Source organism: Pseudomonas synxantha BG33R, from assembly GCF_000263715.2.
In the GTDB taxonomy this organism is placed as follows: Bacteria; Pseudomonadota; Gammaproteobacteria; order Pseudomonadales; family Pseudomonadaceae; genus Aquipseudomonas; species Aquipseudomonas synxantha_A.
In genome coordinates this window covers 2,122,123-2,146,952 of record NZ_CM001514.1, presented here as the reverse complement: position 1 = coordinate 2,146,952, position 24,830 = coordinate 2,122,123, and the positions used below count along the sequence as shown (strand labels likewise).

General features: G+C 59.2%; 22 protein-coding genes, 4 tRNA genes and 1 pseudogene. 14 read left to right on the top strand and 13 right to left on the bottom strand.

Translation table 11 applies throughout. The annotated features are described in order from the left end of the window. The first annotated feature begins 181 nt into the window (after positions 1-181). The 8 genes and pseudogenes from PSEBG33_RS17375 to PSEBG33_RS27930 all read left to right on the top strand — a co-directional run. Positions 182-1,258 carry an ABC transporter substrate-binding protein gene (locus tag PSEBG33_RS17375; protein WP_005786727.1) on the top strand — a complete coding sequence of 359 codons (1,077 nt, stop codon included), beginning with the start codon at positions 182-184 and terminating at the stop codon, positions 1,256-1,258. A gap of 177 nt (positions 1,259-1,435) precedes the next feature. Next, the gene (locus PSEBG33_RS17380) at positions 1,436-2,242 is read left to right on the top strand and encodes an alkaline phosphatase family protein (protein ID WP_005786725.1); all 807 of its coding nucleotides are present in this window, start codon (positions 1,436-1,438) and stop codon (positions 2,240-2,242) included. After that, complete coding sequence (locus PSEBG33_RS17385) at positions 2,239-3,075, top strand: ABC transporter permease (protein ID WP_005786724.1); 837 nt, start codon at positions 2,239-2,241, stop codon at positions 3,073-3,075. The genes PSEBG33_RS17380 and PSEBG33_RS17385 overlap by 4 nt, the downstream gene beginning before the upstream one ends. Beyond that, positions 3,062-3,862 carry an ABC transporter permease gene (locus PSEBG33_RS17390; RefSeq protein ID WP_005786722.1) on the top strand — a complete coding sequence of 267 codons (801 nt, stop codon included), beginning with the start codon at positions 3,062-3,064 and terminating at the stop codon, positions 3,860-3,862. The genes PSEBG33_RS17385 and PSEBG33_RS17390 overlap by 14 nt, the downstream gene beginning before the upstream one ends. Beyond that, the gene (locus tag PSEBG33_RS17395; protein WP_005786721.1) at positions 3,859-4,848 is read left to right on the top strand and encodes an ABC transporter ATP-binding protein; all 990 of its coding nucleotides are present in this window, start codon (positions 3,859-3,861) and stop codon (positions 4,846-4,848) included. Before PSEBG33_RS17390 ends, PSEBG33_RS17395 begins: the two co-directional genes overlap by 4 nt. Before the next feature lie 33 nt (positions 4,849-4,881). After that, complete coding sequence (locus tag PSEBG33_RS17400; RefSeq protein ID WP_005786719.1) at positions 4,882-5,535, top strand: HAD family hydrolase; 654 nt, start codon at positions 4,882-4,884, stop codon at positions 5,533-5,535. Positions 5,536-5,896: 361 nt separating this feature from the next. Beyond that, entirely contained in the window at positions 5,897-7,978 is a 2,082-nt protein-coding gene (locus PSEBG33_RS17405; RefSeq protein ID WP_228309648.1) for a carboxy terminal-processing peptidase, read from the top strand. A 180-nt stretch (positions 7,979-8,158) separates the two neighbouring features. Beyond that, a pseudogene (locus PSEBG33_RS27930) lies at positions 8,159-9,199 on the top strand (GGDEF domain-containing protein); the annotation flags it as partial. Here PSEBG33_RS27930 and PSEBG33_RS17415 read toward each other — a convergent pair. From PSEBG33_RS17415 to PSEBG33_RS17430, 4 genes are all read right to left on the bottom strand, one after another. Beyond that, on the bottom strand, positions 9,196-9,567 hold the full coding sequence (locus PSEBG33_RS17415; protein ID WP_005786715.1) for a hypothetical protein: 372 nt from the start codon (positions 9,565-9,567) through the stop codon (positions 9,196-9,198). The pseudogene PSEBG33_RS27930 and the gene PSEBG33_RS17415 overlap by 4 nt on opposite strands. After that, positions 9,564-9,902: a helix-turn-helix domain-containing protein gene (locus PSEBG33_RS17420; protein WP_005786712.1), complete on the bottom strand. Its 339-nt coding sequence runs from the start codon at positions 9,900-9,902 to the stop codon at positions 9,564-9,566. Before PSEBG33_RS17420 ends, PSEBG33_RS17415 begins: the two co-directional genes overlap by 4 nt. A 97-nt stretch (positions 9,903-9,999) precedes the next feature. After that, a complete protein-coding gene (locus tag PSEBG33_RS17425; protein WP_005786711.1) occupies positions 10,000-10,455 on the bottom strand; it encodes a YkvA family protein in 456 nt (151 codons plus the stop codon). Positions 10,456-10,746: 291 nt separating this feature from the next. Beyond that, entirely contained in the window at positions 10,747-11,487 is a 741-nt protein-coding gene (locus tag PSEBG33_RS17430; protein ID WP_005786709.1) for an FKBP-type peptidyl-prolyl cis-trans isomerase, read from the bottom strand. Positions 11,488-11,734: 247 nt separating this feature from the next. Between PSEBG33_RS17430 and PSEBG33_RS17435 the strand changes: the two genes are divergently transcribed. Beyond that, positions 11,735-13,543 (top strand): di-heme-cytochrome C peroxidase, encoded by a 1,809-nt coding sequence (locus tag PSEBG33_RS17435; RefSeq protein ID WP_005786707.1) that lies wholly within the window; start codon positions 11,735-11,737, stop codon positions 13,541-13,543. A 29-nt stretch (positions 13,544-13,572) separates the two neighbouring features. After that, the gene (locus tag PSEBG33_RS17440; protein ID WP_005786705.1) at positions 13,573-14,706 is read left to right on the top strand and encodes a catalase family protein; all 1,134 of its coding nucleotides are present in this window, start codon (positions 13,573-13,575) and stop codon (positions 14,704-14,706) included. 89 nt (positions 14,707-14,795) lie between these two features. On the opposite strand, the gene PSEBG33_RS17445 is transcribed toward PSEBG33_RS17440, so the two are convergent. The 4 genes from PSEBG33_RS17445 to PSEBG33_RS17460 form a co-directional block, all read right to left on the bottom strand. Then, positions 14,796-14,872: transfer RNA gene (locus PSEBG33_RS17445), tRNA-Asp, on the bottom strand. Between the two features lie 19 nt (positions 14,873-14,891). Then, positions 14,892-14,967, bottom strand: a tRNA-Val gene (locus PSEBG33_RS17450). 176 nt (positions 14,968-15,143) lie between these two features. After that, positions 15,144-15,220: transfer RNA gene (locus PSEBG33_RS17455), tRNA-Asp, on the bottom strand. 19 nt (positions 15,221-15,239) lie between these two features. Beyond that, positions 15,240-15,315, bottom strand: a tRNA-Val gene (locus PSEBG33_RS17460). 159 nt (positions 15,316-15,474) lie between these two features. On the opposite strand from PSEBG33_RS17460, the gene rdgC reads away from it, so the two are divergent. The 3 genes from rdgC (at position 15,475) to sugE (ending at position 17,880) form a co-directional block, all read left to right on the top strand. Beyond that, positions 15,475-16,395, top strand: coding sequence for a recombination-associated protein RdgC (gene rdgC / locus PSEBG33_RS17465; protein WP_005786703.1), 921 nt, complete (start codon positions 15,475-15,477; stop codon positions 16,393-16,395). 98 nt (positions 16,396-16,493) lie between these two features. Continuing rightward, complete coding sequence (locus PSEBG33_RS17470; RefSeq protein WP_005786701.1) at positions 16,494-17,453, top strand: bile acid:sodium symporter family protein; 960 nt, start codon at positions 16,494-16,496, stop codon at positions 17,451-17,453. A gap of 112 nt (positions 17,454-17,565) precedes the next feature. Then, positions 17,566-17,880, top strand: a complete 315-nt coding sequence (sugE, locus tag PSEBG33_RS17475; protein WP_005786698.1) for a quaternary ammonium compound efflux SMR transporter SugE — start codon at positions 17,566-17,568, stop codon at positions 17,878-17,880. 108 nt (positions 17,881-17,988) lie between these two features. On the opposite strand, the gene PSEBG33_RS17480 is transcribed toward sugE, so the two are convergent. The 3 genes from PSEBG33_RS17480 to PSEBG33_RS17490 all read right to left on the bottom strand — a co-directional run bounded on the left by PSEBG33_RS17480 (position 17,989) and on the right by PSEBG33_RS17490 (position 22,370). Then, positions 17,989-19,863 carry an MFS transporter gene (locus PSEBG33_RS17480; protein WP_005786697.1) on the bottom strand — a complete coding sequence of 625 codons (1,875 nt, stop codon included), beginning with the start codon at positions 19,861-19,863 and terminating at the stop codon, positions 17,989-17,991. Between the two features lie 59 nt (positions 19,864-19,922). Beyond that, positions 19,923-21,071 (bottom strand): TDT family transporter, encoded by a 1,149-nt coding sequence (locus tag PSEBG33_RS17485; protein WP_005786695.1) that lies wholly within the window; start codon positions 21,069-21,071, stop codon positions 19,923-19,925. A 111-nt stretch (positions 21,072-21,182) separates the two neighbouring features. Continuing rightward, positions 21,183-22,370: an MFS transporter gene (locus PSEBG33_RS17490; protein WP_005786693.1), complete on the bottom strand. Its 1,188-nt coding sequence runs from the start codon at positions 22,368-22,370 to the stop codon at positions 21,183-21,185. A gap of 91 nt (positions 22,371-22,461) precedes the next feature. Between PSEBG33_RS17490 and PSEBG33_RS17495 the strand changes: the two genes are divergently transcribed. Next, positions 22,462-23,001 (top strand): TetR/AcrR family transcriptional regulator, encoded by a 540-nt coding sequence (locus tag PSEBG33_RS17495; protein ID WP_005786691.1) that lies wholly within the window; start codon positions 22,462-22,464, stop codon positions 22,999-23,001. A gap of 81 nt (positions 23,002-23,082) precedes the next feature. Here PSEBG33_RS17495 and PSEBG33_RS17500 read toward each other — a convergent pair whose 3' ends face one another. After that, entirely contained in the window at positions 23,083-23,862 is a 780-nt protein-coding gene (locus PSEBG33_RS17500; RefSeq protein WP_005786689.1) for an ABC transporter permease, read from the bottom strand. Continuing rightward, complete coding sequence (locus tag PSEBG33_RS17505; RefSeq protein WP_005786687.1) at positions 23,859-24,791, bottom strand: ABC transporter ATP-binding protein; 933 nt, start codon at positions 24,789-24,791, stop codon at positions 23,859-23,861. Before PSEBG33_RS17505 ends, PSEBG33_RS17500 begins: the two co-directional genes overlap by 4 nt. Between the last annotated feature and the right edge of the window lie 39 nt (positions 24,792-24,830).

Genomic DNA, 24,830 nt, shown 5'->3' with positions numbered 1-24,830 from the left:
CGGGCTGTTGGGCATGGTCTACGCTAAGTCTGAGCTGAGCGACACCCGTGCTTCAAAAACGACATCGACATGAAACTGTCATCCATCGGGCCTAAATTGGCTCAGGTATTGCTGACCTAGACCACACCCTCGCCAACGTTCGTATAAAACGCCGCGTGTAAAACGCCCAAAGGAGCTTCGGATGAAACAGCTTTTCCTGGCATCACTGTTAGGCTCGACCATTGCCATGTGCACCGCCGCCATGGCCGCTGATACCGATCTAAAAACCTTGGAAGCCGCCGCCAAGGCGGAAGGCGCCGTCAACAGCGTCGGCATGCCCGATGATTGGGCCAACTGGAAAGGCACCTGGGAAGACCTGGCCAAGACCTACGGCCTCAAGCACATCGATACCGACATGAGTTCGGCCCAGGAAATCGCCAAGTTCAAAGCCGAAAAAGACAACGCCAGTGCCGATATCGGTGACGTGGGCGCAGCCTTCGGCCCGATCGCGGTGAAGCAGGAAGTCACCCAGCCCTACAAACCCTCCACCTGGGCGCAGGTTCCGGATTGGGCAAAAGACAAGGACGGTCACTGGGCCCTGGCCTATACCGGCACCATCGCGTTTATCGTCAACAAGAAGCTGCTGCACGGCTCAGAAGTGCCGACCAGTTGGGCCGACCTGCAAACCGGCAAATACAAGGTGTCGGTGGGTGATGTAAGCACCGCAGCCCAAGCCTCCAATGCGGTACTCGCCGCCGCTATCGCCAACAAGGGCGACGAGAAAAACATCGCACCGGGCCTGCAGTTTTTCACCAGGATCGCCCAGCAAGGTCGCCTCTCACTGTCCAACCCGACCATCGCCACCATGGAAAAAGGCGAAGTCGAAGTTGGCATTGTCTGGGACTTCAACGGCCTGAGCTACAAAGCCAAGATGGCCAACCCGGATGACTACGTGGTGCTGATTCCATCGGATGGCTCGGTGAAATCGGGCTACACCACCATCATCAACAAATACGCCAAGCACCCGAACGCCGCCAAGCTGACCCGCGAATACATCTTCAGCGATGCCGGCCAACTCAACCTGGCCAAGGGCAATGCGCGTCCGATCCGTGCGGAAACCGACCTGAAGCTGCCGGCCGATATCGCCAAGAACCTGATCCCGGGCGAGCAATACACCAAGGCCAACCCGCAGCCGATCAAAGATGCCGATGCCTGGGAAGCGACGTCCAAGAAGCTTCCGCAGATGTGGAACGAGCAGGTCATCGTAGAGATGAAGTAATCGGTCTCTCTGATACAAGTGCGGTCAGTGTGGGAGCTGGCTTGCCTGCGATAGCGGTCTGACATTCAACATTGGTGTCCACTGATACACCGCCATCGCAGGCAAGCCAGCTCCCACATTTGATCCCATTCCAAGTTGATACTGAGCCATACCCCCTGTTGCGGAGCCCCAGCCCCCATGAAGCACACTGTCATCCTTGTCGTGCTCGACGGCCTGAATTTCGAGGTCGCCCGGCACGCCATGGGGCACTTGCAGGCCTACGTCGGCGCAGGACGCGCAGCCCTCTACAAACTGGAATGCGAACTGCCCGCCCTGTCCCGCCCGTTGTATGAATGCATCCTCACCGGCGTGCCACCGATTGACAGCGGCATTGTCCATAACAACGTCTCGCGCCTGTCCAACCAGCGCAGCATTTTCCACTACGCCACCGATGCTGGCTTGGCCACGGCAGCGGCGGCTTACCATTGGGTCAGCGAGTTGTACAACCGCACGCCCTTCGTCGCCGCGCGTGATCGCCACACCGACAACAAGGCGCTGACGATCCAGCACGGGCATTTCTACTGGACTGACCACTATCCGGATTCCCATCTGTTCGCCGATGCCGAAAGCCTGCGGCTCAAGCACGCGCCCAACTTTTTGCTGGTGCATCCGATGAATATCGACGATGCCGGCCACAAGCATGGCCTCGACACCGCGCAATACCGCAACAGCGCCCGTTCGGCCGACATTATCCTGGCCGACTACCTACAAGGCTGGCTCGACGCCGGCTACCAGGTGCTGGTCACGGCCGACCACGGCATGAACAACGACCGCTCTCACAACGGCCTATTGCCGCAAGAGCGCGAAGTGCCGCTGTTTGTCCTCGGTGACGCCTTCAGCCTGGATGCCGACGCCGCGCCGAAACAAACCGATCTGTGCGGTACCGTCTGCGAACTGCTCGGCGTCCCCCACGACAAACCTGTATGCCGGGAGCTGTTGAAATGAGCCGCGGCAAATGGCTGGCGCTACTGTGCCTGGTGCCCTTCGCACTGTTCTTTATCGTGTTCGAGATCGCGCCGCTGGTATGGGTGCTGATCAACAGCCTGCAGACCGAAGAGTCCGGTTGGGGCGTGGATAACTTCACACGGATCTTCAGTTCGAAGTTCTACCGGCAGGCGATTCAGTTCAGCCTGGAGATCAGTTTCTACTCCAGCATCTTCGGCATCGTCATCGCCACCCTGGGCAGTTATTCGTTGCGCCGGGTGGATTCGCCGCTGCGCAACTTCGTCACGGCCTTTGCCAACATGACCAGCAACTTCTCAGGCGTGCCCCTGGCCTTCGCGTTCATCATCCTGCTGGGCTTCAACGGCAGCATCACCATCATGCTCAAGCAGGCCGGGATCATTCAGGACTTCAACCTGTACTCCAAGACCGGCTTGATCATCCTCTACACCTACTTCCAGATTCCTCTCGGAGTGCTGTTGCTCTACCCGGCCTTTGATGCATTGCGCGAAGACTGGCGTGAGTCGGCTGCGCTGCTCGGCGCCAATGGCTGGCAGTTCTGGCGACATATCGGCTTGCCGGTGCTCACCCCTGCCCTGCTTGGCACTTTCGTCATCCTGTTGGCCAACGCCCTTGGCGCCTACGCCACGGTCTACGCCCTGACCACCGGCAACTTCAACGTGCTGCCGATCCGCATCGCGGGGCTGGTCTCTGGTGATGTGTCGCTGGACCCGAACATGGCCAGCGCCCTGGCCGTGGTGCTGGTAGCGCTGATGACGGTGGTCACCGTGGTCCATCAACTGCTGCTCAAGAGGAACTACCATGTCTCGCGCTGATGCCGGCCCGGCCTCCCTCTACCATCGGGTAGTGGTGTACCTGCTGTTCCTTATTCTGGTACTGCCGCTGATCGGCACCTTTGTCTACTCGATCTCCAGCAGTTGGTCGGCGACTATCCTGCCCGCCGGCTTCAGCGTGAAATGGTACGTACAACTGTGGAGCGACCCGCGCTTTCTGATGGCGTTCGAGCAATCGTTGCTGGTGTGTGTGGGCGCGTTGATCCTTTCGGTGGTATTGATTTTGCCGCTGCTGTTCGTGGTGCATTACCACTTTCCCAAGCTTGATGCGCTGATGAACATTCTGATTCTGCTGCCCTTCGCGGTGCCGCCGGTGGTGTCTTCAGTCGGTTTGCTGCAACTGTACGGTTCCGGGCCGTTGGCGATGGTGGGTACGCCGTGGATTCTGATCGGTTGCTACTTCACCGTGGCGCTGCCGTTCATGTACCGGGCGATCACCAACAACCTGCAAGCCATCAACCTGCGCGACCTGATGGACGCCTCGCAACTGCTCGGCGCCAGCACCTGGCAAGCGGCGATCCTGGTGGTGCTGCCTAACCTGCGCAAAGGCCTGATGGTGGCATTGCTGCTGTCGTTCTCGTTCCTGTTCGGTGAGTTCGTGTTTGCCAACATCCTCGTCGGCACGCGCTACGAGACCCTGCAGGTGTACCTCAACAACATGCGCAACAGCAGCGGCCACTTCACCAGTGCCGTTGTGATCTCCTATTTCTTCTTTGTGCTGGTGCTGACCTGGGCCGCCAATATCTTGAACAAGGACAAAAGCCAATGAGCTTCGTCAGCGTCCAACATCTGCAAAAAAGCTACTCCGGCACGCCAGTGTTCAGCGATATCAACTGTGAAATCGCCAAGGGCGAGTTCGTCACCCTGCTCGGCCCGTCCGGTTGCGGCAAGTCCACCCTGCTGCGTTGCATCGCAGGGTTAACCTCGGTAGACAGCGGCACAATCCTGCTGGATGGGCAGGACATCGTGCCCCTGAGCCCGCAGAAACGTCAGATCGGCATGGTGTTCCAGAGCTACGCGCTGTTCCCCAACATGACCGTGGAGCAGAACGTTGCGTTCGGCCTGCGCATGCAAAAGGTCAACGCCGACGACAGCCACAAGCGCGTGCAGGAAGTGCTGCAATTGGTTGAGCTAAAGGAGCTGGCCGGCCGCTATCCGCACCAGATGTCCGGGGGCCAGTGCCAGCGTGTCGCCCTCGCCCGCTCCCTGGTGACCCGCCCGCGCCTGCTGTTGCTCGATGAACCGCTGTCGGCATTGGATGCACGTATTCGCAAGCACTTGCGCGAACAGATCCGCCAGATCCAGCGCGAACTGGGGCTGACCACGATTTTTGTGACCCATGACCAGGAAGAAGCCCTGACCATGTCCGACCGTATCTTTCTGATGAATCAGGGCAAGATCGTACAAAGCGGCGATGCCGAAACCCTCTACACTGCGCCGGTGGATGCCTTCGCCGCCGGTTTTATCGGTAACTACAACCTGCTCGACGCCGACAAGGCCAGCCAGTTGTTGCAACGGCCAATCAACGGGCGCATTGCCATTCGCCCCGAGGCCATCGAGTTGAGCCGCAGCGGCGAGCTCGATGCGCTGGTGCGCAGCCACAGCTTGCTGGGTAACGTGATTCGCTACCGCATCGAAGCCCGTGGCGTGGAATTGGTGGTCGACGTACTCAATCGCTCGGCCGACGACCTTCACCCGGACGGCCAGCGCCTGGCACTTTCCATCGACCCCAGCGCCCTGTGTGAAGTAGCCTGACAGGCAGCGACCTATTGAGAGAGAACATGACGGATGGCATTGGTAATTTTTGATCTGGACGACACCCTGATCCACGGCGACTGCGCCACCCTGTGGAGCGAACAGATGGGCCGCCTGGGCTGGGTAGACCCTGAGTCGTTCATGCGCAGGAACAACGAATTGATGGACGCCTACAGCCGAGGCGAGTTGCGCATGGAAGACTTCATGGACTTCAGCCTGGAGCCGATGATCGGCCGCACTCCGGAAGAAATCGAGCATCTGGTGGAGCCGTGGGTCGAGGACGTGATCGAGCCGCTGATCTATAGCGACGCCACCAAGACCATCGCCCGCCACCGTGCGAATGGCGACCGGATCCTGGTGATTTCCGCCTCGGGCACTCACCTGGTCACGCCGATTGCGGCGCGTATCGGTATTGAAGAAGTGTTGGGGATTAACCTGGACGTCGGCCACGGCGTGTACAGCGGCAAGACCATAGGCGTGCTGACCTATCGTGAAGGCAAGATCACGCGCCTGCTGGAATGGCTGGAGCAGGAAGGGGAAACGCTGGAGGGCGCGTATTTCTACTCGGATTCGCGCAATGACCTGCCGCTATTGCTCAAGATCGACCACCCGCAGGTGGTGAACCCGGACCCGGTGTTGCGCGCCCACGCCGAACAGGCCGGCTGGCCGATCCACCATTGGACCTGAATCAATAGAGATCAACCTGTGGGAGCTGGCTTGCCTGAGATAGCGGTGCAACAGTGAAGAATTCTTCATCTGGTGCACCGCTATCTCAGGCAAGCCAGCTCCCACACTGACTGCATTTCAATCCAGGATTCGGTCAGGCTGTTGGCAATATGGACTACATCGAATGTAGGACTGGGTTCTTCTAACCCTCCACATGCCCCTCAACGCCTTGCAATGCTTTCACAGTGCCTCCATAGTGAGTCTGGACTGAGCCCGTAGCAGTAGCGTCGGGCTTTTTGCATTATGCGACCGGACCATATGGAACCGGCTCCCTCAAAGACGGCCTAATATGCGTTATCAATTGCCCCCGCGTCGAATCAGCATGAAGCATCTGTTCCCCAGCACCGCCCTCGCTTTTTTCATTGGTCTCGGCTTCGCGTCGATGTCGACCAATACGTTCGCAGCCAATAGCTGGGACAACCTTCAGCCTGATCGCGATGAGGTGATTGCCAGCCTTAACGTTGTCGAGTTGCTCAAGCGCCATCACTACAGCAAGCCGCCGCTGGACGACGCTCGCTCGGTGATCATCTACGACAGCTACCTCAAGCTGCTGGATCCGTCGCGCAGCTACTTCCTGGCCAGCGATATCGCTGAGTTCGACAAGTGGAAGACGCAGTTCGACGACTTCCTCAAAGGCGGCGACCTGCAGCCCGGCTTCACCATCTACAAGCGTTACCTGGACCGCGTCAAAGCGCGTCTGGACTTCGCCCTGGGTGAGCTGAACAAAGGCATCGACAAGCTCGACTTCACCCAGAAGGAAACCCTTCTGGTGGATCGCAAGGATGCCCCTTGGCTGACCAGCACGGCAGCGCTGGACGACCTGTGGCGCAAACGCGTCAAGGACGAAGTGCTGCGCTTGAAGATCGCCGGCAAAGAGCCCAAGGCCATTCAGGAACTGTTGACCAAGCGCTACAAGAATCAGTTGGCGCGCCTGGACCAGACCCGTGCCGAAGATATCTTCCAGGCCTACATCAACACCTTCGCGATGTCCTACGACCCGCACACCAATTATCTGTCACCGGATAACGCGGAAAATTTTGATATCAACATGAGTCTGTCCCTGGAAGGCATCGGTGCCGTCCTGCAAAGCGACAATGACCAGGTCAAGATCGTACGTTTGGTACCGGCAGGCCCGGCAGACAAGACCAAGCAGGTCGCCCCGGCAGACAAGATCATTGGCGTGGCCCAGGCCGACAAAGAGATGGTCGATGTGGTCGGCTGGCGCCTGGACGAAGTGGTCAAGCTGATCCGAGGGCCAAAAGGCAGTGTGGTGCGCCTGGAAGTGATTCCGCACACCAACGCACCGAACGACCAGACCAGCAAGATCGTGTCCATCACCCGTGAAGCGGTGAAGCTCGAAGACCAGGCGGTGCAGAAGAAAGTCCTTAACCTCAAGCAGGATGGCAAGGACTACAAGCTGGGCGTGATTGAGATCCCGGCCTTCTACCTGGACTTCAAGGCGTTCCGTGCCGGTGACCCGGACTACAAGTCCACCACCCGCGACGTGAAGAAAATCCTGACGGAACTGCAGAAGGAAAAAGTCGACGGCGTGGTCATCGACCTGCGCAACAACGGCGGCGGTTCCCTGCAAGAAGCCACCGAGCTGACCAGCCTGTTTATCGACAAGGGCCCAACCGTATTGGTCCGCAATGCTGATGGGCGTGTCGACGTGCTGGAAGACGAGAACCCGGGCGCCTTCTACAAGGGGCCGATGGCGTTGCTGGTCAACCGTCTCTCGGCCTCCGCTTCGGAGATTTTCGCCGGTGCCATGCAGGACTATCACCGTGCGTTGATCATCGGCGGCCAGACGTTCGGCAAGGGCACCGTGCAGACCATCCAGCCGCTGAACCATGGCGAGCTGAAACTGACGCTGGCCAAGTTCTACCGGGTTTCCGGGCAGAGCACCCAGCATCAGGGCGTGCTGCCGGATATCGATTTCCCGTCGATTATCGACACCAAGGAAATCGGCGAAAGCGCGCTGCCTGAAGCCATGCCATGGGACACCATCCGCCCTGCGATCAAGCCGGCGTCGGATCCGTTCAAGCCGTTCCTGACGCAGTTGAAAGCAGACCACGACACCCGCTCTGCCAAGGATGCCGAGTTCGTGTTTATCCGCGACAAGCTGGCCCTGGCCAAGAAGCTGATGGAAGAGAAAACCGTCAGCCTCAACGAAGCGGATCGCCGTGCACAGCACTCCAGCATCGAGAATCAGCAATTGGTGCTGGAAAACACCCGCCGCAAAGCCAAGGGTGAAGATCCGCTCAAAGAGCTGAAGAAAGAAGATGAAGATGCCTTGCCGACCGAAGCGGATAAAACCAAACCGGAAGACGATGCCTACTTGGCCGAGACTGGCCGGATCCTCCTCGACTACCTGAAGATCACCAAGCAGGTGGCCAAGCAGTAAATGATGGCAATTTAATGTGACCGCTCCACGCAGTGTCATCATATAGACATCATTCTGTCGTGAAATGAAAGGACCGCAGGCTTGACGCCTGCGGTCCTTTTTTTTTGATCGAGATCGTCATGACCGTGACCGAACCGCTGAATGCATTGGGCTCAATCCTGGTTCAAGGCAGTTTGCACACCGCAGGAAGCGCGCCAGATGTTGCCCAAGCCGGATAACGCCACGACTGCCCTCAGCGATGAAGGCAGTGACCTCAGCGCCCTGCTGAACGAACAGCCAGCGGTGGATCAAGACACCGCCACGGCTCAAGTGCTGGAAGCGTTCCATCACCAGGCCAATCTCAATTCACTGGCGGTGCTGGATGGCGGCGGTCGCCCGATCGGAATTGTGCACCGACACTCGCTGTCGGACGCGCTGCTCAAGCCGTTCGCGACCGACTTGTTTGCGCGCAAACCGATCAGCCGCTTGATGAGCGATGATTTCCTGGCGGTGGAATTGAGCCAATCCTTGCAACAGGTCAGCCGTTTGTTGACCAGCCGCGCACGGCAGCGCATCGAAGAAGATTTCATCATCACGTTGAACGGTGACTATCTGGGCCTGGGCCGGGTGATCGACGTGCTCAAGCTGATCACCGAACTGAAAATCCAGCAGGCGCGCTACGCCAACCCGCTGACTTTGCTACCAGGCAACGTACCGATCCAGCAATGCCTGACTCGGCTGTTGCAGCAACAGCGCGAGTCGCTGATCTGTTATGTGGATATCGACAGTTTCAAGCCGTTCAACGATATCTACGGCTACGGGCGTGGGGATGAAGTGCTGCTGTGCCTGGCGCAATGCCTGAACGACCAGGTAGACCCCAGCCGCGACTTTGTCGGGCATATTGGCGGCGATGACTTTTTGCTGGTGCTGGGCCCGCAGGATTGGCGCAAGCGGCTCAACCAGTTGCTGGACGACTTCCATACCCAATGCCGACGCTTTTACCGCGCCGAGCACGTCGATGCTGGTTGCTTCGTGTCACTCAACCGCCAGGGCGTGCGCCAGGAGTTCGCCTTGCTATCGCTGTCTATCGGTGTGGTGCATCTGTATCCACAGGCCTGTGCGCAACTCGATGCCAGCCAGTTGGCGGAATTGGCCTCGCAAGCCAAGCACCACGCCAAGGACGTGGCCGGCTACAGCATCCATGTGATCGACAGCCTGGACATGTACTCAGCAGCGCTTTAAGCCTCGGCGGATTCCGGGTATTCGTACTCGAACACCCGCACCACTTCCGAAGCGTGCCAGGACGCAGCCGCCACGCCATCGGAGGGTCCGCTGAAGCGCCCTAGACGCTCCACACACTCAAAGAACCCGGTACGTGGCAGGCGGCTGGCACCCTGGCTGATCACCAGGGAACTGCGCAGCGGCTGCTCGGCCTTGGCATCCAGCGCCGCCAGATGCTCCAGGGCAGCCGCCAGGGTCTGCATGGCTGGCGTCGGAAATTGCAGGCGCTCAAGCAGCGCCCGGTACGTCAGCAAATGGCGCTGGCGACGCGCCTGATCCAATTCGTTGAGCAACCCGTCCCAGTGTTGACGGCTGATACGTAGGCTCAAGACTCATCCCTCCAACCTGCCACGCCCAATTCCCAGGCCAGGCTGCGGCGAATGGCGGCATCCGGCTGGCGTTCACCACTTTCAATCAAACCAAGGTACGAGGGGCTGATCCCCACCGTGCGTGCCAGGGTCTCGATAGCCAGGCCCTTGGCTTCACGCAAGCCGCGCAGGTCTGCGAGCGGTCGCAGGTCCTGGTCGATGGCGGCAGAGGCGGCAGGGGAAGAAGCGGGTGTAGGTGGCTGCTGACCGGCAGCTTTTAGCAGCGCCTGGTACTGGTCCCATGGCAACACCGCATATTCGGGTGCGCCATCGCGTGAAATGATCTGAATATCCATGACTGCCCCGTAGGATAAAAACACTTACTAAGTAAGCTCTTTCCTTAGAAGTGTAATCCTAACAGCCACGAAGGTCGCTGGGGGATCCCCGGCATCATTAGTTTTTTTGTGGGTTTTCCTGGGCCAGCAGCTCAGGGGTTGCAGGGAGGCGCTCAACCACCGCGAGTTTTTCCGGGCGTTGCGCATCCCGCCAGGCGCGAAAGGCGCTCAGTTCGCCACTCAGGGTCTTCATGACCCATGCCAGCACCGCGATGTCGTCGAACATGCCGAACATCGGGATGAAGTCCGGGATCGCGTCAATCGGGCTCAGAAAGTACATCAACCCCGCCACCACCGAGATCAACGCCTTGGGGCTGATCGCTCGGTATTCGCCGCGCCAGTAAGCCAGGCACAGGGCTTGGAGCAATTTGAGATCATCCTTGAGCTGGCCCAGGCGATTGCCCTGGCTTGAGCCTTTGGCCGCAACGGCAAACAGCAAGGTCGGCAAACGTCCACGGCCCAGCAGGCGCGCGGCCATGGGCAGAAAACGGGTGAAATTGAAGGGTGGTTTCATCAGACACTCCAGTTCCAGGCGAGGTAAAAGGTTATCCACACAAATTGTGGATAACCTTGTGAACAGAGCCTGTTTTATCAGCTGAAAGCCACGGTTTATAAGGCTTACAGTCAGATCGGGCGTTTTTTGCGCACATAAAAAAAACCCAAGATTTCATTGACTTGGCCTGTATGTGCGGCTACCCGTGCTCGAGTCTTACATCAGACTGCGCGCAATGCTGCGGGTTCTATCGGATTTACCCAGAAACAACAACGCCCCGTCGAGACGGGGCGTTGTGTGCTCAGGCGCCGATTACTTCTTGGCGGCTGGTGCAGCAGGTGCGTCAGCAGCTTCTGCCTTGGCTGGGTCCTTGATGCCCAGCAGTTCCAGGTCGAATACCAGCACGGAGTTGGCTGGAATCGCCGGGCTCGGGCTCTGGGCGCCGTAGGCCAGGTCAGACGGGATGTACAGCTCGACCTTCTCGCCTACGTGCATCAGTTGCAGGCCTTCGACCCAACCCGGGATCACGCCGCTGACCGGCAGGTCAATCGGGCTGCCGCGATCCACGGAGCTATCAAAGGTGGTGCCGTTGGTGAGCTTGCCGGTGTAGTGAACAGTCACCACGTCGGTTGGCTTGGGCTGTGCGCCGTCGGCCTTCTTCACGATCTTGTACTGCAGACCGGAAGCGGTGGTGACGACGCCGTCTTTCTTGGCGTTGTCTTCGAGGAATTTCTTGCCGGCAGCTGCCGACTCTTCGCTCATTTTGGTCATGCGCTCTTCGGCACGCTTTTGCAGCGCGGCGAAGGCTTCGACCAGCTCGTCATCTTTGAGCTTCTGCTCTTTCTTGCCGACAGCATCTTCGATGCCTTGGGCTACCGCTTTGGAGTCCAGGTCATCCATGCCTTCTTGGGCAAGGCTCTTGCCCATGTTCAGGCCGATGCCGTAGGAAGCTTTTTGCGCCGGGGTTTTCAGCTCTACGCTGGTCTGCGAATCACAACCCGCAAGTACCAGGCTAACCAGGGCCACCGCCGCCGCCAACCGATGCTGTTTCATGCTATTTCCTTGTTCATGCGCCAAAAGGGCATTCGAATAAAGTCGCGAGCTTATCAGGCGGCCACGACCAATGGCTACCGGCATGTGAGCAGGAAACTTCTGATAAGTTCACGTGTTTAAAAGCATTTCCATTTATCATGGGGCACCGCGACGGATCGCGGGACCGCCTGCCAGCAGGCTCATCGCTACTTGCCGCACCTGTGGCGCAGTGGCATAACAACGCGACAATTCGACAAGGATAGTTATCTTGCGCACTTTTTCCCGTGTTTTACTCCTGATACTGATCGCCCTGGGCCTGATTCTGGCCGTGGTGCTCTATTACACCCTCAACCCCAAGCTACCGGACTACGTGCCAGTAAAGCAGGTGCACTACCAGGATCAATGGAGTGCCGCTGACCGTCAGACCTACTACTTCACGCCCCAGGGCACCCAGGTAAAGGGCCTGCACTACGACTGGTTCACGGCCCTGGAGCTGCCGTTCTCCGAGCAACGCTTTGCCGCGCCGGAATACCTGGCGCGCTTTGGTTTTCTGGTCGACCCCAAGCAAGTGCCCACCCCGCAAAACCCTGGCAACCTGCCGGTAGGCTTTGCCCGACACCAGAACGCCGACAGCCAGGTTCAATACCTGGATATCACCTGTGCGGCCTGCCACACCGGTCAATTGCACTTCAAGGGCCAGGCCCTGCGTATCGACGGTGGCTCGGCGCAACACGTGCTGCCCTCCAGCGTACCCACCTTGCGGGGCGGCAGTTTTGGCCAAGCCCTGGTCGCCAGCCTTGCCGCTACGTATTACAACCCGTGGAAGTTCGAGCGCTTCGCCCGCAAAGTCCTGGGTGATCAGTACGATACCCAGCACAATCAGCTGCGCCAGGACTTCAAACAATCGCTGAACCAGTTCCTCAAAGTCGCCTGGAATGATACCCATCGCGGCCTCTATCCCACCGAAGAAGGCCCCGGTCGTACTGACGCCTTCGGGCGCATCGCCAATGCCAGCTTTGGCGACGCTATTTCCCCCGACAATTATCGTGTCGCCAATGCCCCAGTGGACTACCCGCAGTTGTGGGATATCTGGACATTCGACTGGGTGCAGTGGAATGGCTCGGCTCAGCAACCCATGGCGCGCAATATCGGTGAAGCCCTTGGTGTAGGCGCAACCCTGGCCTTCTTCGACAGTGCCGGCCAACCGCTCCAGGGCGACGCTCGCTACCCGTCCAGCGTACGCGTGCGGGACCTGCACCTGATCGAAGAAACCCTGCAACGCCTCAAGCCGCCAACCTGGCCGGAGGACTTGTTTGGCGCCATCGACAAACCCCTCGCCGCCCAGGGCCGCGCACTCTTCGCCGAAAACTGTGCTGGCTGCCATATACCCGCGGTCACCGAGGAAAATGGCCGCCCGGTGCAGCAGTTGAAAATGCTGCCGGTGGACTACATCGGCACCGACCCCGGCACCGCCAGCAACATTGCCGACCAGCGTTATGACCTCAGCGCCCTGCAATGGGACCCGGCCGAACTGGCCCAACTCAATGTTGAACTACACCCTTCGCCCACCGCGCCACTGGATCTGAAAAAAATGTCCGTGGCCCAGGGGCTGGCCTACGTAACCGCCTTTGTCGAAGAACATGCCTACCGCGCCGCCGGCGTGACCCCGGCCGAGCGCCCGAGCCTGGATGGGTTCGGCCTGCCGATTGGCGTGCGCGAATTACGCGCCTATAAAGCGCGACCACTGGCAGGCGTATGGGCTACCCCGCCGTTCCTGCACAACGGTTCGGTGCCGACGATCTACCAACTGCTTTCGCCCCAGGACGAGCGCAGCACCACCTTCTATAAAGGCACGTTCAACTACGATCCACGCCATCTGGGCTTTGAAACCGCCTCGTTCAAGAATGCCTTCCTGTTCGATACCCGAATCACCGGCAATCACAACAGCGGCCACGAGTTCCGTGCTGGCGCACGGGGCAATGGCGTCATTGGCCGTGGCTTGCTGCCCCAGGAGCGCTGGGCGCTGCTCGAATACCTCAAAGTACTGGGCGGCCCGCTGGAGCACCAACTGCCATGATTATCCGATCGAACAACAAGGACCGTTCCATGCTCGCTCGTCTCTGGCTGCGTCTCGGCGCTTTTCTCGGCAAAACCCTGTTGTGGCTGGTGGGCGTTGGGCTGTTGGGGTGGCTACTGGCGACCGTATGGTTCGCCTGGCAGCACAGTGGCCCGGTGTCAGCGGATGAACAGATCCCGCCGGGTGAAGCAGCGATGACCCAAGGCATCATCCAGACCGCCGTACGCATCGTTGACCAGCACCGCGAAGGCACACGCTACCTGCGCGATGCCCATGCCAAGGCCCATGGTTGCGTGAAAGCCGAGGTCAGCGTTCTGGCGGATCTCGACCCGGCCTTGCGCCAGGGCGTGTTCGCAGAGCCGGGCAAGATCTGGCAGGCGACGATGCGCCTGTCCAACGGCAACGCCTACCCGCAATTCGACAGCATCCGCGATGCCCGCGGCATGGCGATCAAGCTATTGGATGTGCCGGGCAAGCAACTGATGGCCGACCAGCAAGCCCGCACTGAGCAGGATTTCGTGATGTTCAGCCACCCGAATTTCTTTGTCAGCGATGTCGCGGAATATGCGCAGAACATCGGCGCGCAAGCGGATGGCAAGAAGGTCCTGGCGTTCTTTCCCAAGCTCGACCCGCGCAGTTGGCAAGTACGTCACCTGTTTATCGCCCTGGCAACGCTGGCGCCCGCACCGGCCAGCCCGACGCAGACGACTTACTTTTCAGTGTCGCCCTACAAGTTTGGCGCGGCAAACGCCAAGTTTCGCGTCGCCCCCGACCCGCAAAGCTGCCCGGATTATGCGCTGCCCAAACAGAACCAGGCTCTGCCGAACTTCCTGCGCAGCGCCCTCAATCAGCAACTGTCCACCGACCGCGTAGCGGCCTGTTTCGTGCTGCAGATCCAACGGCAGAACCCGCAAAAGTTCATGCCCATCGAAGACACCAGCATCGAATGGAAGGAAAGCGACGCGCCGTATGAAACCGTAGCCAAGGTCAGGATTCCCGCTCAGGATTTCGACACTCCCGCGCAGAACCTGGCCTGCGATAACCAGTCGTTCAACCCGTGGTTTGGTTTGGAAGCGCACCGTCCCATCGGCGGTATCAATCGGTTGCGCAAGGCGGTGTATGAAGCGGTCAGCGATTACCGTCACAGCCGCAACGCACCGTAAGGAGCGGTAAATCGCAGGCGAAAAAAAACCCGCTCAATGAGCGGGTTTCTTGTGGCTACCTGGCGTTCAGTGTTCCAGGTTACCGAATATGGCGCAGCGGACGGGACTCGAACCCGCGACCCCCGGCGTGACAGGCCGGTATTCTAACCGACTGAACTACCGCTGCGCGTAACACTTGAAGCGAATGGTGGGTGATGACGGGATCGAACCGCCGACCCTCTGCTTGTAAGGCAGATGCTCTCCCAGCTGAGCTAATCACCCTTCGTTTCGGTGTGGGCGCATCATACACCAAAAAATCGTAATGTCTTGATTTAAATGCAATTTATTTAAAAAAAGTTTTCCGCACGATTTTTTGCCATATTCCGGACAAAGAAAAGCCCGCGATTAAGCGGGCTTTCTGTGGTGACCTGGCGTTCAGCGTTCCAGGTTACCGAATATGGCGCAGCGGACGGGACTCGAACCCGCGACCCCCGGCGTGACAGGCCGGTATTCTAACCGACTGAACTACCGCTGCGCGTAACACATGAAGCGAATGGTGGGTGATGACGGGATCGAACCGCCGACCCTCTGCTTGTAAGGCAGATGCTCTCCCAGCTGAGCTAATCACCCTTCGTTTCGGTGTGGCGCGCATTCTACGTAGCGACCCTATGTCTGGCAAGCACTTTCTTAAATCTTTTTTTTCAGCCCTTCCAATGGCTTAGGCAGGGTTGGCCTACGGCGTGATCAAGAGAATAATGCCCCCCTTTGTATAGAGGAGAGACTCACCCCATGTGGTTCAAGAACCTGCTTATCTATCGCCTGACCCAAGATCTGCCTGTTGATGCCGAGGCGTTGGAAGCGGCCATGGCCACCAAGCTGGCGCGCCCGTGTGCAAGCCAGGAGTTGACCACTTACGGTTTCGTCGCCCCCTTCGGTAAAGGTGAAGACGCTCCCCTGGTTCACGTCAGTGGAGATTTTTTGCTGATCGCCGCGCGCAAGGAAGAACGCATCCTGCCAGGTAGCGTGGTGCGTGACGCACTGAAAGAGAAAGTCGAAGAGATCGAAGCCGAGCAAATGCGCAAGGTCTATAAGAAGGAGCGCGACCAGATCAAGGATGAAATCATCCAGGCCTTCCTGCCGCGTGCCTTTATCCGTCGCTCGTCGACCTTTGCTGCGATCGCGCCGAAACAGGGCCTGATCCTGGTCAACTCGGCCAGCCCCAAGCGTGCCGAAGATCTGCTGTCGACCTTGCGTGAAGTGATCGGCACCCTGCCCGTCCGTCCGCTGACGGTAAAAACCGCACCGACCGCAATCATGACCGACTGGGTCACTACCCAGAAACCGGCCGATGACTTCTTCGTCCTCGACGAATGCGAACTGCGCGACACCCATGAAGACGGCGGCATCGTGCGCTGCAAGCGCCAGGACCTGACCGGCGAAGAGATCCAACTGCACCTGACCACCGGCAAGGTCGTGACCCAACTGTCCTTGGCGTGGCAGGACAAGCTGTCCTTCATGCTCGATGACAAGATGACCGTCAAACGCCTGAAATTCGAAGACCTGCTGCAAGACCAGGCGGAACAGGACGGCGGCGACGAAGCCCTGGGCCAACTGGATGCCAGCTTTACCTTGATGATGCTGACCTTCGGCGACTTCCTGCCGGCGTTGGTGGAAGCGCTGGGCGGGGAAGAAACCCCACAGGGCATCTAAACAACACCGATCCAATGTGAGCACGGTCAGTGTGGCTTGCCTGCTCCCACATTTGATCGCGTCGCCCTATTCAACACTCTAATAACAAGGACATCCCCATGCGTGCACTCGCCGCCTTGAGCCGCTTCGTCGGCAATACCTTCGCCTACTGGGTGTTGATCTTTGCCGTTGTCGCCTTCCTCGAACCCAGCTGGTTCATCGGCCTGAAAAGCGCCATCGTCCCGCTGCTGGGCCTGGTGATGTTCGGCATGGGGCTGACCTTGAAACTTGAAGACTTCGCCGAAGTCGCTCGCCATCCATGGCGCGTGGCCTTGGGCGTGGTCGCGCATTTTGTGATCATGCCGGGCGTGGCATGGTTGTTGTGCCAGGTCTTTCACCTGCCGCCGGAAATTGCCGTCGGCGTGATCCTGGTCGGCTGCTGCCCAAGCGGCACCTCGTCCAACGTGATGACCTGGCTCGCCCGCGGCGACCTGGCGTTGTCGGTGGCGATTGCCGCCGTCACCACCCTCCTCGCCCCACTGCTCACGCCAGCGTTGATCTGGCTACTGGCCTCGGCCTGGCTGCCGGTATCGTTCATGGAGCTGTTCTGGTCGATCCTGCAAGTGGTGCTGCTGCCGATCGTGCTCGGCGTGGTGGCGCAACGGGTGTTGGGCGAGCGGGTTCGCCATGCGGTGGACGTGCTGCCGCTCGTGTCGGTGGTCAGTATTGTGATCATCGTCGCGGCCGTGGTTGCCGCGAGCCAGGCGAAGATTGCCGAATCGGGCCTGCTGATCATGGCGGTGGTGATGCTGCACAACAGCTTCGGTTACCTGCTGGGCTACTTCACCGGGCGCTTGTTCAAGTTGCCGCTGGCGCAACGCAAGTCGTTGGCGCTGGAAGTCGGTATGCAAAACTCCGGGCTGGGTGCCGCGCTGGCCAGTGCGCACTTTTCGCCGCTGGCGGCGGTTCCCAGTGCGTTGTTCAGTGTCTGGCACAATATTTCCGGCGCATTGCTGTCGACGTATTTCCGCCGCATGAGCGAAAAGGAAGACCGTCGCGCCCTGGAAACCGCCCCGTAAGCTTGATCGCCTGAGCCGTTTTCGGCACTCTAGCAAGCTTCGCGAGGACGACCTCGCGACGCTATCAGGCGCTAACCAGGGGACGACCCCACTTTGTAGAAGCGAGGTCATCATGTCCTGGATCATTCTGTTTTTTGCCGGGTTGTTTGAAGTTGGCTGGGCCGTCGGCTTGAAATACACCGACGGTTTCAGCAAGCCACTGCCCACCGCCCTGACGATTGCCGCCATGGCCGTCAGCCTTGGATTGCTGGGGCTGGCCATGAAGGAACTGCCACTGGGTACCGCCTATGCGATCTGGACCGGCGTGGGTGCGGTAGGCACCGTGATCGCCGGGATTATCCTGTTTGGCGAATCCATGGCGTTGTTTCGGTTGGCCAGTGTGGCGTTGATTATTTGCGGGCTGGTTGGCCTCAAGATCAGCACCTGATCCACTACCGCCTTCGCGAGCAAGCCCGCTCCCACATTTGACTGTATTCACAATTCAAAAGGTGGGAGATGGCTTGCCTGCGATGAGGCCCTGACAAACAACGAAAAACTACCTGACACTCCCCCGCAAACCACCCACTACTGCCTGCAACTGCACTGGCGTTGCCGCCTCCACAGCAATCGGCTCACCCGCCACCAACACCACCCGCGACCAGATCCGATGGAAGAAGCCCTTGTGCGGATCGCGACTGAAGAAACTCCCCCACAGCCCCTGCAACGCCATCGGAATCACCGGCACCGGTGTCTCCTCCAGAATGCGCGTCACCCCACCACGAAATTCATTGATCTCGCCATCGGCTGTCAGCTTGCCTTCCGGGAAGATGCACACCAACTCGCCATCCTTGAGGTACTGGGCAATCCGCGCGAACGCCTGTTCGTAGATCTGCATATCTTCATGGCGCCCGGCAATCGGAATCGCCCCGGCGGTGCGGAAGATAAAGTTGAGTACCGGCAAACGGTAGATCTTGTAGTACATGACAAAGCGAATCGGCCGACGCACCGCGCCGCCGATCAACAGCGCATCGACAAACGACACATGGTTGCACACCAGCAACGCCGCGCCTTCATCCGGAATGGCCTCCAGGTTGCGATGTTCCACGCGGTACATGGAATGGCTGAGCAGCCAGATCATGAAGCGCATGGTGAATTCGGGGACGATCCTGAAGATGTAGGTGTTGACCGCAATATTGAGCAGCGAAACCACCAGGAACAACTCGGGGATCGACAGCTTGGCCACGCTCAACAGCAGGATCGAAACGATGGCCGAGACCACCATGAACAATGCGTTGAGAATGTTGTTGGCCGCGATGACCCGTGCCCGTTCGTTCTCGGCGGTGCGCGATTGGATCAGCGCATACAGCGGTACAATATAGAAGCCACCGAACACGCCCAGGCCGAGGATATCGAACAACACCCACCAGGCCTGGCCGTAGCTGAGCACCGCGAGCCAATCGTTGGCCTGGACATTCTGCGGGAAGCCGCCGGAGTGCCACCACAGGAGCAGGCCGAACACCGTTAGGCCAAACGAGCCGAACGGCACCAGGCCGATTTCCACCTTACGCCCGGAAAGCTTTTCGCAGAGCATCGAGCCCAGGGCGATGCCCACGGAGAACACGGTGAGGATCAGGGTCACCACGGTTTCATCGCCGTACAACCACTCCTTGGCGTACGCCGGGATTTGCGTGAGATAGATCGCACCGACAAACCAGAACCACGAGTTGCCGACAATGGAGCGCGACACCGCCGGCGTCTGCCCCAGGCCCATGCGCAACGTCGCCCAGGACTGGGTGAAGATATTCCAGTCCAGGCGCAGTTGCGGCGTCGAAGCTGCCGCGCGCGGGATGCTGCGGCTGGCGAGGTAGCCCAGCACCGCCACGCCGACAATCGCCACCGCCACCACCGGCGCGTAATGGATGGAAGACATCATGACCCCGGCGCCAATGGTGCCGGCCAGGATCGCCAGGAACGTGCCCATTTCCACCAGGCCGTTACCGCCGACCAGCTCATCGTCGTGCAATGCCTGGGGCATGATCGAGTATTTGACCGGGCCGAACAGCGCCGAGTGGGTGCCCATGGCAAACAGCGCCAACAGCATCAATTCAAGATGATTGGTCAGGAAGCCCGCCGCGCCGACGGCCATGATCACGATCTCGCCGATCTTGATCGCACGGATCAACGCGTCCTTGTTGAATTTCTCGCCAAACTGTCCGGCCAATGCCGAGAACAAAAAGAACGGCAAGATAAACAACAACGCACACAGGTTGACCCAGATAGAGCGGTCGCCCTCGATGCTGAGCTTGTAAAGGATGGCCAGGATCAGCGATTGCTTGAAGATGTTGTCGTTGAACGCGCCCAGCAACTGGGTGATGAAAAACGGCAAGAAACGCCGCGTGCGCAGCAAGGTGAATTGGGAAGGATGGCTCATCGTCGTCCGTGTTCCTGCGTGGCCTTTATTTATCAGGCCACGACTTTACCTAATCCTGCTTACTTATTCGCTAGTCCTGCAATGCAGGGCGAAACAAAAAGCTCGCCTTTATAAGCCCCCTGCACGGTGCGCTTGGCCACGATCAGCCACATCAACGCCAACGCCACCACCAGCGCACTGCCAAAGATGCTGAAGAACCCCAAATGCAACACGTTCGCCAGTTTCAGCGTGGCCAGGGCATACACCCCCAACGGGAAAGTAAAGCCCCACCAGCCGAGGTTGAACGGGATTCCGGCGCGCAGGTAACGCAGGGTGATCAGCACGGCGATCAACATCCACCACAGGCCAAAACCCCATAGGGTGATACCTGCAATCAGACCCAGGCCATGGGCCATTTCACCGACATTCTCCAGGCCATTGGCGGCGAAGATCGCCGGCGCATCGCCCCCCAACAGCAACATGCCCAAGGCACCGGTACCAATCGGCCCCAGCGCCAACCAGCTCGACGCCGCCATATTGGCGTGGGGCAACTTATGCAAAGCCATGCGCAGCATCAGGATGGTCAGGATGCTGAACGCCACCGGCAGGGAAAACGCCCACAGTACGTAGCTGGTCACCAGCATCACCAGTTGCGAATGGGCATCGGCCAGGTGCGGCGCGAGCAAGCCGCCGCTGGCCGCCGCCACTTCGGCCGCCACCACGGGCAACAGCCAGACGGCTGTCATCTGGTCGATGCTGTGCTCCTGGCGTGTGAACATCATGAACGGGATGAGTACGCCGCAGGCAAGGGCCATGACCACGTCCAGCCACCACAGGGCTTCGGCCAACGGGATGACATCACTGCCCCAACGTGGCAGGCCGAACAACAGCAATCCGTTGAGAATGGTCGCCAGCCCCATGGGGATGGTGCCGAAGAACATCGAAACCGTGGAGTGCCCGAAAATGCGCCGCGCCTCGTGGAAAAACATCAACCAACGAGCGGCATACAACACGCTGAACAACACGAACAGGCCGATGGTGAACATCCACAGGCCTTCAGCGACAGCGTGCAAGCCTGGCAAAGTGACCGGCAACTGAGCCAGGGCCAGTGCCAGCACCCCGGTGCCCATGGTGGCGGCAAACCAGTTCGGGGTGAACTGGCGAATCACTTCCCGGGGACGGGTCAGGTGGCTGAAAGGTTTGAAACGGTGGGTGGTCGAACAGGTCATGATTTGATCCTCTTCCTCGCATGAGGTTGAGGCCATGGTAGAACCTGAATGAATATCTATATAACGGGTAATATCTCTAACTGTTATCTACTTTATAGATATTTGCCTTGCCTACGCAGCTGCCCTGCTCCGCGCAGAGCCCTGCCACAACTGCCCGCCTAGAGCGCCCAACGCCAACAGGATGAGGACCGCAGCGTAGCCATCGGTGGTGACGACGAGGCCAAACTCCCGGCTCAGATTGCCCGCCACCAACGCCGGTACGCAGAATGCCAGGTAGCTCAGTACGTAGAATGCCGACATCAACCCCGCGCGCTCATGGGGCAACGCCAACCCGACGATACTGCGCACGCTGCCCATAAAGCCGCCGCCGAAACCAAAGCCGGCGATTACACTGGCGACAAAGAACAACCATAAGCTGGCCGTCTGCACGGCAACCAACAACAGGCTCACGCCAATGGCCATCAGCACCGCCGACAGGCGCATGACCTTGTCAGCTGCACGGTTGCGCAGGCTGTAGATCATGACCGCGCCGCTTAACGTGACCACCGCGACCAGCCCCCCGCCGATCAAATGCGAGGTCGACCCGGTGGCGACCCGCACCAGCGAAGGCGCCAAAGAAGAAAAGAACCCACCCAGCGCCCACACCGCCACATTCAACGGCATCGCCAACCACAAGGCCCGACGCGCTTGCGGTGGCACATGCAGGGTGGGCGCCAGGGACTTCAAGGCCCCCGGTATACGACTGACCGTCTCGGACAACCGCCAGACATACACGGCCTGCAGCACCATCAAACCCAGCAGAGTGAGATAGATCAATTGCGTCGGCCGTGGCGCGTACTCCACCAGCAAACCGCTGCCCAGCCCGCCACTGGCCATGCCCAGCATCGGCGCAAGACTGTTGAGCATCGGGCCGCGCACCCGGTCAGTATCGAGCAGCGTCGCACTCAGCACCGCTGTGGCAGTACCGGTCGCAAAACCCTGTAATGCACGGGCAGCGAGCAGATAGGCCGTACTGTCCGCGTTGATAAACAGCAGCATCGCCACGATATTCAGCAGCAACGCGGCAAAGATCACCGGCTTGCGCCCCAGGTAATCGGAAAGCGAGCCCACCGTCAGCAGCGCCGCCAACAGGCTTAGGGCATAGACGCCAAAGATAGCCGTCAGCATCGCGGCCGAAAAATGCAGGTTGTCCTGATACACCTGGTACAACGGCGTCGGCGCGCTGGAGGCGGCGAGAAAGGTCAACACTGTGATCACGAGGAACGTCAGGCTGGACCGCTGTGAAATGACGCTGATCATGGGCACGCTCCGCTAAAGCTAATATTTTGCTTTTGTGGAGTGTGCTACTCGCTGGCGCTTAAAGCAAATTCTTTGTGTTAAGGTTTTACCCATGGCAATCAAAGAAGGCCTCCGCCCGGGGGGCCGTAGTGCCCGGGTACAAGAATCCGTCCATAGGGCGGTGCGCCAATTGCTGGAAACCCATGAGCGTTCCGGTGTCACCGTGCCGATGATTGCGGCGTGCGCAGGCGTCACGCCGTCGACCATTTACCGGCGCTGGGGCGACCTGTCAGTACTGCTCGCCGACGTCGCCCTGGCACGTATGCGCCCCGATACCGAACCGGCCAACACCGGCAGCCTGCACGGCGACCTGCAAGCCTGGGCCGAGCAATACCTGGATGAGATGAGTTCGGACGTAGGCCGCAATATGATGCGCGACGTGCAAAGCAGCCCGACGCCGGGGTATTGCGTGAGCATCCTGAGCGGGCAGTTGCAGGTGATAGTTGATCGCTATCCGCTATCAGCGCCACCGAGCGTGGACCGGCTGATCAACCTGCTCGCGGCGCCGACGGTGTTTCGTATTCTGTTTTCGGCCCAGCCTTTGGCGGTTGAAGAACTGCATGCCCTGATAGAGCTGGCCCTGAAAAACTAAAAACCTACACAAACCAAATGTGGGAGCAAGTCGAATCGTCGCACCGCCCCTCCCACATTTTTACTGCATTAAGCTCAGTACTTATGTACGCATCCCGCGCCCACTCACCAGCAGCCGCGCACAACCGATATACAGCACCACGGTCGCCACGATCATAAAGGTGATCGCTACGCTGATCTTGATATCCGACACGCCCAGAATGCCGTAGCGGAAGGCGTTGACCATATGCAGCACCGGGTTGGCCAGCGACACGGTCTGCCAGAACGGCGGCAGCAAGGTAATGGAATAGAACACCCCGCCCAGGTAGGTCAGCGGCGTCAGCACGAACGTCGGGATGATCGAAATATCATCGAAGTTGCGCGCGAACACGGCGTTGATAAAGCCCAGCAGCGAGAAAATCGTCGCCGTGAGCACCACCACCAGAATGGTGACCCCAAGGTGATGCACTTGCAGGTGGGTAAAGAACAGTGACAGCAACGTCACGATCACCCCGACCATCAGGCCACGCAGCACACCGCCCAGCGTATAGCCGATCAGGATGGTGTGCGGTGACACCGGCGAGACCATCAGTTCTTCGATGGAACGCTGAAACTTGCTGCCGAAGAAACTGGAGACCACGTTGCCGTAGGAGTTGGTGATCACCGACATCATGATCAGGCCCGGCACGATGTACTCCATGTAGGTGAAACCGCCCATGTCGCCAATCTGCCGGCCAATCAGGTTACCGAAGATCACGAAATACAGAACCATGGTGATCGCCGGCGGCAGCAGGGTCTGCGGCCAGATCCGGGTAAAGCGTTTCACTTCGCGATAAACGATAGTTTGCAGCGCGACAAGGTTGGGTTGCAGTTCGGAACTCATACCGCCACCTTCGCCAGATTTTTCTCCACCAGGGACACAAACAACTCCTCAAGGCGATTGGTTTTGTTACGCAGGCTCAACACTTCGATGTTCTGAGTCGCCAACTGGGTGAACAGCGCGGTGATGCCCATGGCTTTGTCCACCTGCACCTCCAGGGTGTGGCTATCTACCAGGCGGCTTGGGTAACCCAGCAGGTGCGGCGCCACCGACAGATTGTTCTTCAGGTCGAGCAGGAAGGTTTCCACATGCAACTGGCCCAGCAGGTTGCGCATGCTGGTGTTCTCGACAATGGTGCCGTGGTCGATGATGCCGATGTTGCGGCACAACTGCTCAGCCTCTTCCAGGTAATGGGTGGTGAGGATGATGGTGATGCCCTTCTCGTTCAGCTCGGTGAGGAAGGCCCACATCGAGCGACGCAGTTCGATGTCTACACCTGCAGTGGGTTCGTCGAGGATCAGCAGGCGCGGCTCATGCACCAGCGCACGGGCGATCATCAGACGCCGCTTCATGCCACCGGACAGCGAGCGCGAAGGCACATCGCGCTTGTCCCACAGGCCCAGTTGGGTCAGGTACTGCTCGGCGCGTTCCTTGGCGATTTTCGCCGGGATGCCGTAATAGCCGGCCTGGGTCACGACAATGTCGAAGGTCTTTTCGAACTGGTTGAAATTGAATTCCTGGGGCACCACACCGATGGAGCGCTTGAGCGCCGCCGGGGACTTGTCCAGGTCGTGGCCGAAGATGTTCACCGTGCCGCTGGTCTTGTTGACCAGGGTGGAGAGAATGCCGATGGTGGTGGATTTGCCGGCGCCGTTGGGGCCGAGCAAGGCGAAGAAATCACCTTCGGCGACGTCCAGATCGATACCACTCAGGGCCTGGAAACCGTTGCCGTAGGTTTTGGTTAGCTGCCGGATGGACAGAGCGGAACTCATATCGGAATACGCACCAAAGAAGGGAATAGAAAGAATAGA